Annotated in this window: 15 protein-coding genes; 11 read left to right on the top strand and 4 right to left on the bottom strand. The window is 61.1% G+C overall.

Annotated features, from left to right (window positions below; genetic code table 11):
• The first annotated feature begins 412 nt into the window (after nt 1-412).
• The 6 genes from pnp to Q0899_RS12655 all read left to right on the top strand — a co-directional run bounded on the left by pnp (nt 413) and on the right by Q0899_RS12655 (nt 6,053).
• Nucleotides 413-2,545, top strand: a complete 2,133-nt coding sequence (pnp, locus tag Q0899_RS12630) for a polyribonucleotide nucleotidyltransferase (RefSeq protein ID WP_298294462.1) — start codon at nt 413-415, stop codon at nt 2,543-2,545.
• A 236-nt stretch (nt 2,546-2,781) separates the two neighbouring features.
• On the top strand, nt 2,782-3,462 hold the full coding sequence (locus Q0899_RS12635) for an outer membrane beta-barrel protein (RefSeq protein ID WP_298294465.1): 681 nt from the start codon (nt 2,782-2,784) through the stop codon (nt 3,460-3,462).
• 161 nt (nt 3,463-3,623) lie between these two features.
• Nucleotides 3,624-4,319, top strand: a complete 696-nt coding sequence (aqpZ, locus tag Q0899_RS12640) for an aquaporin Z (protein ID WP_299193197.1) — start codon at nt 3,624-3,626, stop codon at nt 4,317-4,319.
• Nucleotides 4,320-4,504: 185 nt separating this feature from the next.
• Nucleotides 4,505-4,783, top strand: coding sequence for a PepSY domain-containing protein (locus Q0899_RS12645; RefSeq protein ID WP_299193200.1), 279 nt, complete (start codon nt 4,505-4,507; stop codon nt 4,781-4,783).
• Nucleotides 4,784-4,856: 73 nt separating this feature from the next.
• Nucleotides 4,857-5,363: a helix-turn-helix transcriptional regulator gene (locus tag Q0899_RS12650; RefSeq protein WP_298360799.1), complete on the top strand. Its 507-nt coding sequence runs from the start codon at nt 4,857-4,859 to the stop codon at nt 5,361-5,363.
• 129 nt (nt 5,364-5,492) lie between these two features.
• Entirely contained in the window at nt 5,493-6,053 is a 561-nt protein-coding gene (locus Q0899_RS12655) for a L,D-transpeptidase (protein ID WP_299193201.1), read from the top strand.
• A gap of 196 nt (nt 6,054-6,249) precedes the next feature.
• Here Q0899_RS12655 and Q0899_RS12660 read toward each other — a convergent pair whose 3' ends face one another.
• Nucleotides 6,250-6,900 (bottom strand): peroxiredoxin, encoded by a 651-nt coding sequence (locus Q0899_RS12660; protein ID WP_299193202.1) that lies wholly within the window; start codon nt 6,898-6,900, stop codon nt 6,250-6,252.
• A gap of 93 nt (nt 6,901-6,993) precedes the next feature.
• Here Q0899_RS12660 and Q0899_RS12665 point away from each other — a divergent pair, with 93 nt between their 5' ends.
• The 4 genes from Q0899_RS12665 (at nt 6,994) to Q0899_RS12680 (ending at nt 10,190) form a co-directional block, all read left to right on the top strand.
• Nucleotides 6,994-8,421 carry an aldehyde dehydrogenase family protein gene (locus Q0899_RS12665; RefSeq protein WP_299193204.1) on the top strand — a complete coding sequence of 476 codons (1,428 nt, stop codon included), beginning with the start codon at nt 6,994-6,996 and terminating at the stop codon, nt 8,419-8,421.
• Nucleotides 8,422-8,483: 62 nt separating this feature from the next.
• Complete coding sequence (locus Q0899_RS12670) at nt 8,484-8,954, top strand: DM13 domain-containing protein (RefSeq protein WP_299193206.1); 471 nt, start codon at nt 8,484-8,486, stop codon at nt 8,952-8,954.
• A 4-nt stretch (nt 8,955-8,958) separates the two neighbouring features.
• Nucleotides 8,959-9,540, top strand: a complete 582-nt coding sequence (locus tag Q0899_RS12675) for a VOC family protein (protein ID WP_299193208.1) — start codon at nt 8,959-8,961, stop codon at nt 9,538-9,540.
• Nucleotides 9,541-9,611: 71 nt separating this feature from the next.
• A complete protein-coding gene (locus Q0899_RS12680; protein WP_298360805.1) occupies nt 9,612-10,190 on the top strand; it encodes a hypothetical protein in 579 nt (192 codons plus the stop codon).
• On the opposite strand, the gene Q0899_RS12685 is transcribed toward Q0899_RS12680, so the two are convergent.
• On the bottom strand, nt 10,187-11,068 hold the full coding sequence (locus tag Q0899_RS12685; protein ID WP_299193210.1) for a LysR family transcriptional regulator: 882 nt from the start codon (nt 11,066-11,068) through the stop codon (nt 10,187-10,189). The genes Q0899_RS12680 and Q0899_RS12685 overlap by 4 nt on opposite strands.
• An 86-nt stretch (nt 11,069-11,154) precedes the next feature.
• On the opposite strand from Q0899_RS12685, the gene Q0899_RS12690 reads away from it, so the two are divergent.
• The gene (locus Q0899_RS12690) at nt 11,155-11,769 is read left to right on the top strand and encodes a class I SAM-dependent methyltransferase (RefSeq protein ID WP_298294495.1); all 615 of its coding nucleotides are present in this window, start codon (nt 11,155-11,157) and stop codon (nt 11,767-11,769) included.
• Here the strand turns inward: Q0899_RS12690 and Q0899_RS12695 are convergent.
• Nucleotides 11,766-12,410 carry an RluA family pseudouridine synthase gene (locus Q0899_RS12695; RefSeq protein ID WP_299193212.1) on the bottom strand — a complete coding sequence of 215 codons (645 nt, stop codon included), beginning with the start codon at nt 12,408-12,410 and terminating at the stop codon, nt 11,766-11,768. The two genes, Q0899_RS12690 and Q0899_RS12695, sit on opposite strands and share 4 nt — an antisense overlap.
• Nucleotides 12,407-13,255 carry an EamA family transporter RarD gene (gene rarD / locus Q0899_RS12700; RefSeq protein ID WP_299195366.1) on the bottom strand — a complete coding sequence of 283 codons (849 nt, stop codon included), beginning with the start codon at nt 13,253-13,255 and terminating at the stop codon, nt 12,407-12,409. Before rarD ends, Q0899_RS12695 begins: the two co-directional genes overlap by 4 nt.
• Nucleotides 13,256-13,400 lie beyond the last annotated feature (145 nt).

Consider the following 13,400-nt stretch of genomic DNA (forward strand, 5'->3'; position numbering starts at 1 on the left):
CCCCTTAAAATGAGGGATCATCGTGCAATGGACGCACAACGCACACAAGCTGAAACGATAAATCACTACGTACGCTTAACAATACATCATATTTGGTGAGCTTGCTCCATAATGCCGGTTTTTTCATATTGGACTTCACAGTTCCCGCCTCGGGCAAATTCCGGAGCCACCCAAAGAAAAAGGGAAATGCAAGCACACGGACGACTCCGCCAATGGCAAAATAGGCAGTGAGACCCCAAGGCATTCCCCCACTTCCCAAACGCACAAAACCCCTCTATAGACCCCACATCTGAGACGTGGTGCCTCGACCCCGGCACCATACAAAGGACCAAGGGGTCGGCGGCAATGGGGCCGCCATTCAAAATGGGAGACGCGGGAAGGCCCGCGAGTGCTCCCTGATAGGAAACGATACATGTTCAACGTAACGAAAAAATCCATCGAGTGGGGTGAGGAAACTCTGACGCTCGAATCCGGCAAAGTTGCCCGTCAAGCGGACGGCTGCGTGATTGCCACCTACGGCGAGACCTCCGTTATGGCCGCCGTCACTTTTGCCAAGAAGCAAAAGCCCGGTCAGGACTTCTTCCCGCTGACCGTCCACTACAACGAGAAATACTACGCCGCCGGTAAAATCCCGGGTGGCTTCTTCAAGCGCGAGGCGCGCCCGACCGAGAAAGAGACGCTGACATCGCGTCTGATCGACCGTCCGATCCGCCCGCTGTTTGTGCCGGGCTTCAAGAACGAGGTTCTGGTGATCTGTACCGTGCTGTCGCACGATCTGGTTAACGACCCTGACATGGTTGCGATGGTTGCGGCCTCCGCCGCGCTGACCATTTCCGGTGCGCCGTTCATGGGCCCGATTGCGGCTTGCCGCGTGGGCTTTGAGGATGGCGAATACATCCTGAACCCTGAGATGGACGACATGCACAACCTGCGCATGAACCCTGAGCAGCGTTTGGACCTTGTTGTTGCAGGCACCAAAGACGCCGTGATGATGGTTGAATCGGAAGCCTACGAGCTGACCGAAGACGAGATGCTGGGCGCTGTTGAATTTGCGCATGAGCAAATTCAGCCTGCGATTGACCTGATTTTGGACTTCGCCGAAGAGTGCGCGAAGGAGCCGTTTGACTTTACGCCTCCGGACTACAGCGACCTGTATAAGGCCGTTGCGAAAGCGGGCGAGAAAGCCATGCGGGCCGCTTACGCGATCACCGACAAGCAGGAGCGCACCGCTGCTGTGGCTGCCGCGAAAGAGACCGCGATTGCGAAGCTGACGGAAGAGCAGCTGGAGGACGAGAACCTTGGGTCCGCACTGAAGAAGCTGGAAAGCACCGTTCTGCGCGGCGACGTGGTGAAGAACAAGAAGCGCATTGACGGGCGTAACCTGGACGAGATCCGCGACATTGTGTCTGAGGTTGGCTTGCTGCCACGGACGCACGGCTCCGCTTTGTTCACACGTGGCGAGACGCAGGGTCTGGTTGTGACCACCTTGGGCACCGGCGATGACGAGCAGATGATCGACAGCCTGCAGGGCATGTATAAGTCGAACTTCCTGCTGCATTACAACTTCCCGCCCTATTCGGTTGGTGAAGTGGGTCGCTTCGGCCCTCCGGGTCGTCGTGAGATTGGCCACGGGAAACTGGCGTGGCGTGCGTTGCAGGCGGTTCTGCCGGCGTCGACCGACTTCCCCTATACCATCCGTCTGGTGTCCGAGATCACAGAATCGAACGGCTCCTCCTCCATGGCTTCGGTCTGTGGCGGGTCCTTGTCGATGATGGACGCAGGCGTGCCCCTGAAAGCGCCGGTTGCAGGTGTGGCCATGGGTCTGATCCTGGAAGACGACGGCAGCTACGCTGTTCTGTCGGACATCTTGGGTGACGAAGACCACCTGGGCGACATGGACTTCAAAGTGGCTGGTACCGAAAACGGCATCACCTCGCTGCAGATGGACATCAAGGTTGCGGGCATCACGCCTGAGATCATGAAAACCGCTTTGGCGCAGGCCAAAGAGGGCCGGATGCACATTCTGGGTGAGATGAACAAGGCGCTGTCCTCGGCTGGCGACTTCTCCATCCACGCGCCACGGATCGAGACCATGCAGGTGCCAACGGATAAAATCCGCGAAGTCATCGGCACGGGCGGCAAAGTCATCCGCGAGATCGTGGAAGTGTCCGGCGCCAAGGTCGACATCAACGACGACGGCATCATCAAGATCGCTAGCCCGAATGGCGAGGCCATCAAGAAGGCCTATGACATGATCCACTCGATCGTGGCTGAGCCGGAAGAGGGTATGGTTTATACCGGTACCGTCGTGAAGATCGTCGATTTCGGCGCCTTCGTGAACTTCTTCGGCAAGCGCGACGGGCTGGTGCACGTCTCGCAAATCGAGAACCGCCGTTTGAACCATCCTTCCGACGTCCTGAAAGAGGGCCAAGAGGTGAAGGTCAAGCTGCTGGGCTTCGATGATCGCGGCAAGGTGCGCCTGTCGATGAAAGTCGTCGATCAGGAAACCGGCGAAGAGATCAAGAAGGAAGAAGCGGCTGACTAAGCCCTCGGACTTTTGAGAACAGAAAGCCCCGGTGGAAACGCCGGGGCTTTTTCTTTTCGGCAGCGGCCAACACTCCGCGACCCACAAATATTCGGTTTTTTTATGTTCACGGGACCACACGAAATGGACCCCGTTTTGTGAAAATCTGTTTAATGACCAAGGCCGCGGGACGAGCGCATAAGGTTGGTGTGGCGGCATAAATCGTCACCGTGCCACCTGACCCGAAAGAGACCAAAATGCGCCTAATCCTCACCGCGGCCGCCGCAGCCGTCACCCTTTCCTCCCCCGCTTTTTCGCAAGACCTGTATGGCCATGTCTTTGGCGGCTACTCCGCCATTCAAGACCCCAACTTCACCGGCGTCGTCACCCCGCCCGGCGGCCAGCAGTCGGTCGATACCCGGTTTGGCGGCGGCTACAACATTGGGGCCGCATTCGGGAAATCGCTGCCCTCGCTTGATTTCGGTAGCTTCCGAGTTCGCGGCGAGGTTGAACTGTCATACAATACCGATGACGTTGACCAGATCTTCTTCTCCGGCAACGGGCCAGCGGCGGAGGTCAATGTTGCGGGCGACATCTCGACGACGCGCGTCTTCGGCAACCTGATCGCGGACCTGCCGACCGGCGGCAGCTTCACACCATATGCGGGCTTCGGGCTTGGCGTGGCGTCCACCAGCACCAACCTGATCTACGGCCCCGGCGTCCGGCTGGATGACCGCAGCGAAGGCGTGACCGCGCAGCTCATTCTGGGGACGTCTTACGCACTGAGCGACAACCTGAGCCTGACCGGCGACGTGCGCTATATCCGCGACTTCAGCGTTGATGTGCCGCGCTTCAACCCGGCGGGCGGACTGACCGGGACGGTCAGCGACGACATTGGCAGCGTGAACGTCAATGTTGGCCTGCGCTTCGGCTTTTAGCCCCCACTCCAGTCAAGAGCAGTGCCGACAGAGCTGCGGGGGCCAACCCCGCAGGAGAGGCTCCAACGCAAGTTGGTGCCTCTTTTGGTGCCAGTTTCCCCGTTTCTTTGGCGGCCTGATCTCTGACAGTCGCCTCACACGCGTAAATGAGGGACAAAACCATGAAAAAACCACTCGCTGAATTTATCGGAACCTTCACACTGGTTCTGCTTGGATGCGGATCTGCCGTCTTCGCCGGAGCCGATATCGGCCTGACCGGCATCAGCTTCGCCTTCGGGCTGGCGTTGATCGGGATGGCCTACGGCATCGGCGCCGTGTCGGGCTGCCATATCAACCCTGCCGTGTCCCTCGGGGCGGTCGCCGCGGGCCGCATGACCATCGCCGAAGCGGTGCCTTACATGATCGCCCAAGTTGCGGGCGCCATCGTCGCAGCGTTGGTGCTGATGACAATCGCATCGGGCCAGGCCGACTATTCGGTGGCGGAAAACGGGCTGGGCCAGAACGGCTGGGGCGCGGGCTACCTTGGTGAATACACTATGGCCTCCGCCTTCATCTTTGAAGTCGTCGCGACCTTCCTGTTCATGGTGGTGATCCTGGGTGCCACAGGCAAAGGCGCCCCCGCCGCCATGGCCGGGCTGGCCATTGGTCTGGCACTGGTCGTCATCCATCTAGTCGGCATCAACATCACCGGCGTGTCGGTGAACCCCGCGCGGTCGATCGGGCCCGCATTGTTTGCCGGCGGCACAGCGATTGTCCAGCTGTGGCTGTTCATCGTGGCCCCCATCATCGGCGCGGTTGCCGCGGGCCTGCTGTTCAAATCGGGCCTGCTTGACGCCGAAGCCGACGCCGAGGCCTAAGACCGCTGATACAACGCCAGAAAGGCCCCTTCGGCGACGACGGGGCCTTTTTCATGCATCCCCCGCATAAACCTTGGTCCAATGCCGCCCGAGATGCGCCGAAAGGCCAATGGGACATAGGCGATTTCTCCTCACATGCTGATCATCGCAACACCGCGATAACCAACCTGAAACGGAGACTGACTATGACATCCAAGATCCTTACCCTGACCACCGCAATCGTCGCCTTGCCTGCCGCGGCCTTTGCCCAGTTCAACCTTGGCGACACATTGCCCACGGCCGAAGCCGACATCCGCACCATGCTGGAAACCCAGGGCTACCAGATCGAGGAAATCGAGCTGGAGACGGACGAAATCGAAGTCGAAGCCACCCTGGACGGGGTCGCATACGAACTGACCCTGGCAGCGGCCACCGGCGAAATCATCGAGATCGAGCTGGATGACGAAGACGGCGACGACGACTGAGAACGGATGGGCGGGCCGGACCGGCTTGCCCTCCCCCACGCTTCCCTGCCAAAACAGCGGCAGGGAGGCGATCATGCACCAATCCACAAAGAGCCTTTGGGGGCTGTTCATCCTGCAAGCGGCCTGCGCCGCCTTCTTTGCGTTTGACGCCGTGTCGGACTTCCTTGGCTGGGAGGCCAAGTCCCCCCTGCGCGACATGGATGTGTACGAATATGTGTTCGCCGCCGTGCTGGTGGTCAGCCTCGCCATCACGGCGCGGGAAATCGTGAAGATGCAAGGCCGCCAGAAACGGCTGAAGCAGCAGGTTGACGTGGCCTCGGGCGCGTTTGCCGAATTGCTGGAACGCCAGTTCGAGGAATGGCAACTGACAAGTTCGGAGGCGGAGGTTGCGATGCTGGCCATCAAGGGGCTGTCGATTGCCGACATGGCGCGACTGCGCGACACCAAGGAAGGCACCATCAAGGCCCAATGCGCCGCCGTCTACCGCAAGGCGGGCGTCACCGGGCGGCTGCAGCTGCTGAGCCTGTTCATCGAGGAGCTGATGGCGGAGACCCTGATACCCGCCCCCCGGGACGTTTGACCCAAAACCGTGCCATTGTGGTCACAGCTTGCGGCCTCACGATCCTGTTATTCCAACTTCCCCGAAAAGCCGGTAAAATCCGCAAACTGCTAGTCTGGGCCAAGGTTTTTTGGCAATAAGGGGACCCTAATGATTAACCGTCGTACACTACTGGCCTCCGGCCTTGCCTCCGCCGCCCTCTGCGCGACGCCCGCTTTGGCGCAACGCAAGGCCTGGGTGATGCCGGAGCAATTCAAACCACGCGTCATCAACCTGGCGGGCGATCTGCCTGCGGGCGAAATCCATGTCGACCCGCGCGCCTTCGCGCTGTACTGGACCCTGGCCGAGGGCAAGGCGCTCCGCTACACCTGCGGCATCGGCCGCGCCGGCCTTTATGAAAGCGGCACCTTCACCGTGGGCGCCAAGAAAGAGTGGCCCTCCTGGACGCCGACGCAGGACATGATCAAGCGCGACCCGAAATACAAGCAATGGGAGGACGGCCAACCAGGCGGCCCCGACAACCCGCTTGGATCGCGCGCGTTGTACCTGTTTGCGCCCCGCATCGGCGACACGTTCCTGCGCATCCACGGCACCTCCGCGCCATGGACCATCAACTCCGCCGTCTCAAACGGCTGCGTGCGGCTGACCAACGCCCATATCGCGCATCTCTACCAGCAAGTGCCCAAGGGCACGAAAGTTGTGCTGCACTAGGCGCGGCACCTCTTTCGAAAATAGGAAAGGCCGGTCACTGGGACCGGCCTTTTTCTTTTTGGGGTCAAAGCTCACATTCTGGCGGGCTTCTTTCTGCCAAAAATATGCTAGGTAGTTTGCCCGTGCGGCTGAAGGACAAAGTCCTTCAAAGAGCACAGAAAAACATGCGCGGCGCAGCCGCTCCTTTGGGTTGCGGTCAGCCCGGCGCTTTGACGGTGCGCAGGTAGGGCAGCACGGTGGTGACGTCGCCGAACTTGGCCTGCGCGTCCTCGGTGGACACGGCGGGCGGCACGATCACGTCCTGGCCGACTTCCCAGTTGGCGGGCGTGGCCACGCCTTTGGCCGACATTTGCAGCCCGTCCAACGCGCGGATGATTTCCGCGAAATTGCGGCCCACGGTCATCGGGTAGGTCATCATCAGTTTAACCTGCTTGTCCGGCCCGATGATGAACACTGACCGCACCGTGGCGCTGTCGGCAGGGGTGCGCCCGTCTGGCAGCACGTATTCGGCGGGCAGCATATCGAAGGCTTTGGCAACCTCCAGACCTTCATCCGCGACGATGGCGAACTCGGCCTTGGCGTCGGCCACTTTTTCAATGTCGGCCTTCCATTTGACGTGATCCTCGACCCCGTCGACGGAGACGCCCAACACCTTGGTGTTGCGCTTGGCCCATTCATCGGCCAGCTGCGCGACCGCGCCGAATTCCGTGGTGCAGACCGGAGTAAAATCCTTGGGGTGGCTGAAGATAACCGCCCAGCTGTCCCCCACCCAGTCATGCAGCGAGATATCGCCCTTGTCAGTGGTCACGGTCAAATCGGGAATTGTGTCGTTTATGCGAAGCCCCATGGCGTTCCCTTTCTATTGAAACTAGCTTGCCCTCAATATAGTCGCCATTGGCGGCGATTGAACACCCCGCCGCACACCCATACTGGAGGCCCCATGAAAAACGCGAAGAATTTTTACATAAACGGCGCATGGGTCTCCCCTGCCAAGGCCAATGATCTGGACGTCATCAACCCCTCGACCGAGGAGGTGTGCGAGACAATTTCCTTAGGTGGACAAGCCGACACTGACGCCGCCGTTTCCGCGGCCCGCGCCGCGTTTGACGACTGGTCCCAGACCGACAAGGGCGAGCGCATCGCGCTGCTGAAAACCCTGTCCGAAGTCTATAACGACCGCGCCGAAGAAATGGCGCAGGCGATCAGCTTGGAGATGGGCGCGCCGCAGGATCTGGCGCGCGCGCAGCAAGTGGGCGCAGGATCGTGGCATCTGGGCGGCTTCCTGAAGGCCATGGAGACATTCGAATTCGAACGCGACTTCACCGCGACCGAAAAGACCCTGTACGAACCCATCGGGGTCTGCGCCCTGATCACCCCGTGGAACTGGCCGATGAACCAGATCGTGCTGAAAGCGGTGCCCGCCATGGCCGTGGGTTGCACCATGGTGCTGAAACCATCCGAAATCTCGCCACTGTCGGGCATCCTGTTCGCCGACTTCGTGCACGAGGCGGGCTTCCCCGCTGGCGTGTTCAACATGGTCAATGGCGACGGGCCGGGCGTGGGTTCCCAGCTAAGCGCGCACCCCGAGGTCGACATGGTGTCCTTCACCGGCTCGTCGCGCGCGGGCAAGCTGATCTCTGTCGCCGCCGCCGAAACGCTGAAACGCGTGTCGCTGGAATTGGGCGGCAAGGGCGCGAACATCATCTTTGCCGACGCGGATGAGAAGGCCGTGAAATCCGGCGTCATCCGCTGCTTCCGCAACACCGGGCAATCCTGCAACGCGCCGACCCGCATGCTGGTCGAACGCTCCCGCTATGACGAGGCGGTGGAACAGGCCACCGAAATGGCGAACGCCACCGTGGTTGGCCCGGCCTCCGAGGAAGGCAAACATATCGGGCCTTTGGTCAGCGAAATGCAGTTCGACAAGGTCCAAGGCCTGATCGAGCAGGGCATCAAAGAAGGCGCCAAGCTAATGGCCGGCGGCGTCGGACGCCCCGAGAACCTGAACCGCGGCTATTACTGCCGCCCGACAGTGTTTGCGGATGTGACCCCCGACATGGAAATCTACAAACAGGAGATTTTCGGCCCCGTTTTGTCGATCATGCCGTTTGACGACGAGGCGCATGCGATTGAGCTGGCCAATGACACGCCCTACGGGCTGACCAACTACATCCAGACCGCCGATGACGAAAAGCGCCGCCGCGTGGCGCGCCGCGTCCGGTCGGGCATGGTGGAGACCAACGGGTCGGGCTTTGCACAAGGCTCGCCTTTTGGCGGTTACAAGCAATCGGGCAACGGCCGCGAAGGCGGCATGTTCGGATTGGAAGAGTTCTGCGAAGTGAAGGCCGTATCAGGCTGGACAAGCTGACCTAGACCAAAGGCGGCGCATAGGGCAGACTTCAGCGGTCACATCCTGACCGGAGGATTACCATGCGCCGCTTCATCATTGGACTGTTCACCCACGGGGTCGCATTGGCCATCGGCTTTGCGCTTGGCATCTACCTGCTGCCGATCCTGACCGCCCCGCCCTCCCCCGACAGCGCGATGCTGGAGGAGAAAGCGCAAGGCGCGCTATTCACCGCTGAACTGACACGCGACCTGCCCGGCAGCGATTTCCTGCATTGGGGCGAAGGCACCATCAGCCTGTCCGCGACCGAGATCGTGCATACCGGCGCGCTGTCCCCGGGGCCGGATTACAAGCTGTATCTGACCAAGGAATTTGCCGATGACGAGGACGGCTTCAACGCCATCAAAGCCGACGCGCTGCAATTGGGCGACGTTAAAACCTTTGGCGGTTTCATTTTGGCCGTCCCCGAGGGCACCGATCTGGAAAGCTACAATACCGTCGTGATCTGGTGCGAAAGTTTCGGGGAGTTTATCACCGCAGCAAAATACAGGTAGGCCCATGCGCAAAATTCAATCCCAAGGCATCCACCATATCACCCTCATGGGGGCGGATCGGCAGACGTCGATTGATTTTTGGGAAGGCGTGATGGGCATGCCTTTCATCTTCGACCAGCCCAATCTGGACGACCCCGACGAGGGGCATCTGTATTTCGACCCCGGCGACGGGCGGCTGATCACCATCTTTACCAACGAGACCCGAAAACCGGTGCACACCCGCACGCCGACGGATGCGGGGTGCGTGCATCATCTGGCGATCAACGTTTCGCTGGCCAGCTTCCGCCAGATCGAGGCGCGGCTGAACGACCGGGGCATCCGCCATAGCGGGCCCAAGGACCGGGGCTTTATGGATTCGATCTATTTCAAGGACCCGCTGGGCTTCCTGATCGAATGCGCCTGCTACAAGTTTGAGCCGCCCGCAGGCTGCACCCATGCCGACGTGATGATCGAGGCGCATAAGGCGCGGGTCAAAGCGGGCGATTACAACATTCAGGAAATCCACCTTGCCGACGCGATTGAAACACTGGTGGAACGCACCCAAGGCACCCTGTCGGACGACCGCAGCCCGAAAAACCCGTATTAGAACTTTTACTTGGCACCGGACGACCGACAGGTCAGATTGACCGGGATATTTTCAGCACGAGGTTTTCCGGAATGAATTACGAAGCCCAGCTCATAACGCTCCGCCGCATCTCGGCGGGGATCAAGACAGAGACCATTGCGCTCGACACCAAGGCGCTGCCGCAGCCGGGCACCCATAGCCACCAGAGCCTGAGCCAGAAAATCGATATGTGGCATAGCTCGTTGATCGCCATTGCGCGGGGGCTTGAGGCGCAGCAGGGGCTGCTGAACAAGATGGCACCCGCCACCCGCGGCGATTATTCGGCCCAGCAAAGCCACCGGGACAAATCGGCCAACATTGCCGGGCTGCGCGACCAATGCCTGACTTTGCTGGAAGAGCTGGCCCAGCTGCTCAGCAAATTGAACGGCCCTGAGCGCGACGGCATCGCCATGGCAAACGCGCTGAAACACGCCTTAAAAAACATCACCAAAGAGGGCGAGGCGCTGGAAATCGGCACCGGCGAGGCGGAGCAATTCCAGCAGGTCGTCGTCAAGGCCGCAGGCCCGGTCGAAGCACCAGTGACCTATCGCCCCAACCTCGGGACAGGGCTGATCACGCTGGCCGTGTTCCTGCTGGTTGCCGCCAAGAAGATGCTCGACAAGGACCGCTAAGCAAAGCTGTCCGCCAGCAGATCGAACACCAGCCGGATGCGTTTTGATGTGTGCAATTCGCGGTGCACCACCAGCCAGACGGGGAACGGGATGCTAAGTTCGGGGAAGACCATCTCTACTTCCGGGGCGAATTCCGCGGCGGACTGGCTCATAGGGCCTACGCCAAGGCCTGCGCGGATCATCGACCAAGCCGCCACCCCATCGGCGGAAGCATAGCGGATATTTTTCCGCGTCACCGGCAGCCCGTTGGCATTGAGCAGCGCGACCATCCGGTCGTGATCGTCGAACCCAACGAAATCGCATCGCGCGACCTCCTCGGCCGATTTGGGCCAGCCCGCACGCTCCAGATAGTCCCGTGTGGCGTAAAGATGGCCGGTCATTTCCCCCACCAGCTTGGCGATCAGATCGGGCTCGGTCGGGCGGCCGTGGCGAATGGCGATATCGGCCTCCCGCCGCATCAGGTTTTGGATCGAATTGCTCGACACCACAGTTACATCAATACCCGGCGCCACCTCGCGCAACCGCTTGAGGATCGGCGGCAGATGGTAGCACGACATGATGTCGGTGGCCGTGATGGCGACATGGCCGTCCACCTGTTCCGATTGCCCTGACACCGCCAGCGAAAACCTGGACGCCGCGTCGCCCATGGCCTGCACATGCCCCAGCACATCGCGGCCCGCATCGGTCAGAACCAGCGACCTGCCGACCCGTTCAAACAGCACCACACCAAGGCTGTCTTCCAACGCCGAGACCTGCCGCCCCAACGTGGGCTGGGTCAGCCCCAACGCGCGGGAGGCGGCGGACAAAGACCCCTCCTGCGCGGTCGCCAGAAAGGCCCGCGCCTGATTCCAGTCAAAGTTGATCGCCTTCCAATTCATACAATTTTGTATATCAGATGGACAGATTTCGGCAATTTATAGTTTGTATTTGCATGGGTATCTTGGCCTGAGAAAGGATGAGACCCATGACCCAAGCGACTTTCTGGGACGGCATTGCCCCCAAATACGCCAAACAACCGATCAAAGACTTAGACGCCTATGAGCAGACGATGGAGCGGGTGCGCGACTACCTTTCCCCCAACGACCGCGTGGTTGAACTGGGCTGCGGCACCGGCGCAACGGCGCTGAAACTGGCGCCGCACGCGGCCCATATCACCGGCACCGACATTTCCCCTGGCATGATCGCGCAGGCGAACGCGCGGCTGAAGGGCGGCGAAAACGTCAGCTTCCGCATCGCCACACCGGACGCCCTGACCGACCTGGCGGGCAAGATGGACGTGGTCACCGCCTTCAACCTGATCCACCTGATCCCGGACACCGAAGCGCTGGTGGCGCAGGCCGCAACGCTGCTGAAACCGGGCGGGCTGTTCATCACCAAAACACCTTGCCTTGCCCACTTCAACCGGCTGCTTATGCTGGCCATCCCGGTGATGCAGCTGCTTGGGAAAGCGCCCTACATCAAGCGCCTGTCCATCACTGAGCTGGAAGGCGCAATCACCTTCGAGAGCTTCGACATCATTGAAACCGGGTCCTACCCCGCCAAGCCACCCAGCCGCTTCATCGTCGCCCGCAAGCGCTAGAACGGGGCCTTGGCCTTGAACTCCAGCGCGCGCCCGCCTTCGGGGTGGCGCAGCTTCAGGCTTTCTGCGTGGAGCATCATGCGCGGGTGGTTTTCCCAATCGTCGGAATAGAACGGGTCGCCCACAATCGGGTGGCCCAGCTCCTTCATATGCACCCGCAGCTGATGCGACCGGCCGGTTTTGGGGAACAGCCGCATCCGCGTCACCCCGTCCTTGACCGCCCCGCGTCGCCATTCGGTCAGCGCCGGTTTGCCGGTCTCGAAATTCACGTGCTGCAGCGGGCGGTTGGGCCAGTCCACGATCAGCGGCAGGTCGATGCTGCCGGACTTTTCCGCCACGGCGCCATGGACCAGCGCGATATAGGTTTTCTTGGTGTGCCGCTTCTCAAACTGCAGCCCCAGATGGCGCTGCGCCGCCTTGGTCAGCGCGAAGACCATCACGCCGGATGTGTCGCGGTCCAGCCGGTGCACCAGCAACGCTGTGGGGAAGGCGGCCTGCACGCGGGAGATCAGGCAGTCCGCCAAATGCTCCCCCTTGCCCGGCACCGACAGCAGCCCGTGCGGTTTGTTGACGATCAGCAGCTCCGCATCCTCGTGGATCACCTCCAGCGGGTCATTGGGCGGGGTGTAGTCGCTGCTCATGCCCTGCCCCGCCACATCGAGATGGAATACAGGATCAGCGCCCCCCAGATCATCGGGAACGCTATGGCGCGGGCCTGCCCGAAGGGCTCGCCAAAGATGAAGACGGCGACCAGCATGATCATCGTTGGCGCGATATATTGCATGATGCCGATGGTGCTCAGCCGCAGCCGCTTGGCCCCGTTGGCGTACAGCATCAGCGGGATCGCGGTGACCACCCCGCAGCCCAGCAGCAGCCACATGTCGGACCCGAAATGGCTGGCCCCGGTGCCGCCCAGATAGACCCAGTAGCCCAAAGCCGGGATGGCGAGGATCAGCACCTCCAGCAGGAAACCCTGATTCGGCCCGATGGCGAGCCACTTTTTGAAGAACGCATAAAACCCCCAAGACAGGGTCAGCCCCAACGCCGCCCACGGCAGCCGGCCCGCGTCAAAGGTCAGCACCAATACGGCGGCGAAGGCCAACCCGATTGCCACCCATTGCAACGGCCTGAGCCGCTCGCCCAACAGCACAAAGCCCAGAAACACCGAAAATAGCGGGTTGATGTAATACCCCAGCGCCGCCTCCAACGCGTTGCCCGATGCGATGGACCACACGTAGATCCCCCAATTGACCGAGATCAACGCCGCCGTCACGCAGCCCATCGCCAGCATCCTGGGTGTCGTCAACGCGGTTCGGATGTCGCCGGTGCGCCGCATCACGATCAGCACCAGCCCGGCAACCGGGATCGACCAGATAACCCGATGCGCGACCACCTCCGCCGCGGGCACGTGGCTGAGCAACTTCATGTAGAGCGGCAGAAACCCCCACAGCAGATAGGACCCCAGCGCAAAGCCGAAGCCCGCCATTGTGTCGCCGCCATCTGTTGCGCGCGGTTGCGCGGTCGGTGCCTGTGCCATGGCAGCGTTTGATCATTGCGCGCACCGCGGCGCAAGGGCCGGTTTTGGCGTGCAGCAAATGCCGCTGGCTGATATTTCCGTACCGCCGGTCCCT

Origin of the sequence: uncultured Litoreibacter sp., from assembly GCF_947501785.1 — a bacterium.
GTDB lineage: Bacteria > Pseudomonadota > Alphaproteobacteria > Rhodobacterales > Rhodobacteraceae > Litoreibacter.

Coding starts and splice junctions, on each gene's coding strand:
- pnp (WP_298294462.1), top strand. CDS start 413: ATGTTCAACGTAACGAAAAAATCCATCGAGTGGGGTGAGGAAACTCTG.
- Q0899_RS12635 (WP_298294465.1), top strand. CDS start 2,782: ATGCGCCTAATCCTCACCGCGGCCGCCGCAGCCGTCACCCTTTCCTCC.
- aqpZ (WP_299193197.1), top strand. CDS start 3,624: ATGAAAAAACCACTCGCTGAATTTATCGGAACCTTCACACTGGTTCTG.
- Q0899_RS12645 (WP_299193200.1), top strand. CDS start 4,505: ATGACATCCAAGATCCTTACCCTGACCACCGCAATCGTCGCCTTGCCT.
- Q0899_RS12650 (WP_298360799.1), top strand. CDS start 4,857: ATGCACCAATCCACAAAGAGCCTTTGGGGGCTGTTCATCCTGCAAGCG.
- Q0899_RS12655 (WP_299193201.1), top strand. CDS start 5,493: ATGATTAACCGTCGTACACTACTGGCCTCCGGCCTTGCCTCCGCCGCC.
- Q0899_RS12660 (WP_299193202.1), bottom strand. CDS start 6,900: ATGGGGCTTCGCATAAACGACACAATTCCCGATTTGACCGTGACCACT.
- Q0899_RS12665 (WP_299193204.1), top strand. CDS start 6,994: ATGAAAAACGCGAAGAATTTTTACATAAACGGCGCATGGGTCTCCCCT.
- Q0899_RS12670 (WP_299193206.1), top strand. CDS start 8,484: ATGCGCCGCTTCATCATTGGACTGTTCACCCACGGGGTCGCATTGGCC.
- Q0899_RS12675 (WP_299193208.1), top strand. CDS start 8,959: ATGCGCAAAATTCAATCCCAAGGCATCCACCATATCACCCTCATGGGG.
- Q0899_RS12680 (WP_298360805.1), top strand. CDS start 9,612: ATGAATTACGAAGCCCAGCTCATAACGCTCCGCCGCATCTCGGCGGGG.
- Q0899_RS12685 (WP_299193210.1), bottom strand. CDS start 11,068: ATGAATTGGAAGGCGATCAACTTTGACTGGAATCAGGCGCGGGCCTTT.
- Q0899_RS12690 (WP_298294495.1), top strand. CDS start 11,155: ATGACCCAAGCGACTTTCTGGGACGGCATTGCCCCCAAATACGCCAAA.
- Q0899_RS12695 (WP_299193212.1), bottom strand. CDS start 12,410: ATGAGCAGCGACTACACCCCGCCCAATGACCCGCTGGAGGTGATCCAC.
- rarD (WP_299195366.1), bottom strand. CDS start 13,255: ATGGCGGGCTTCGGCTTTGCGCTGGGGTCCTATCTGCTGTGGGGGTTT.